Source organism: Rhodobacter ferrooxidans, assembly GCF_000176015.1.
GTDB classification, from domain to species: domain Bacteria; phylum Pseudomonadota; class Alphaproteobacteria; order Rhodobacterales; family Rhodobacteraceae; genus Pseudorhodobacter_B; species Pseudorhodobacter_B ferrooxidans.
Map to the genome: position 1 here is coordinate 1 of NZ_ACYY01000059.1, position 515 is coordinate 515.

The 515-nt window shown below is 62.7% G+C and carries 1 protein-coding gene; it reads left to right on the forward strand.

The window, feature by feature from the left end:
- The coding region (locus tag RSW2DRAFT_RS17025) for a GTP-binding protein (RefSeq protein WP_008033326.1) at nt 1–515 on the forward strand (515 nt) is incomplete at both ends.

A 515-nucleotide genomic window follows, 5' to 3' on the forward strand; every position in this document is an offset into this window, starting at 1 on the left:
GAACGCAACAAACCGCACGTCAACATCGGCACGATCGGCCACGTTGACCATGGCAAGACGACGCTGACGGCGGCGATCACCAAGTATTTCGGCGAATTCCGCGCCTATGACCAGATCGACGGTGCGCCGGAAGAGCGCGCGCGTGGCATCACCATCTCGACCGCCCACGTGGAATACGAGACCGAGAACCGCCACTACGCCCACGTCGATTGCCCCGGCCACGCCGACTATGTGAAGAACATGATCACCGGTGCGGCGCAGATGGACGGCGCGATCCTGGTGGTTGCGGCCTCGGACGGCCCGATGCCGCAGACCCGCGAGCACATCCTGCTCGGCCGTCAGGTCGGCATCCCCTACATGGTCGTCTACATGAACAAGATCGACCTGGTGGATGACGAGGAGCTGATCGAGCTGGTGGAGATGGAAATCCGCGAGCTCTTGTCCTCCTACGAATACCCCGGCGACGACATTCCGATCATCAAGGGCTCGGCCCACCAGGCGATGATCGGCCTGCG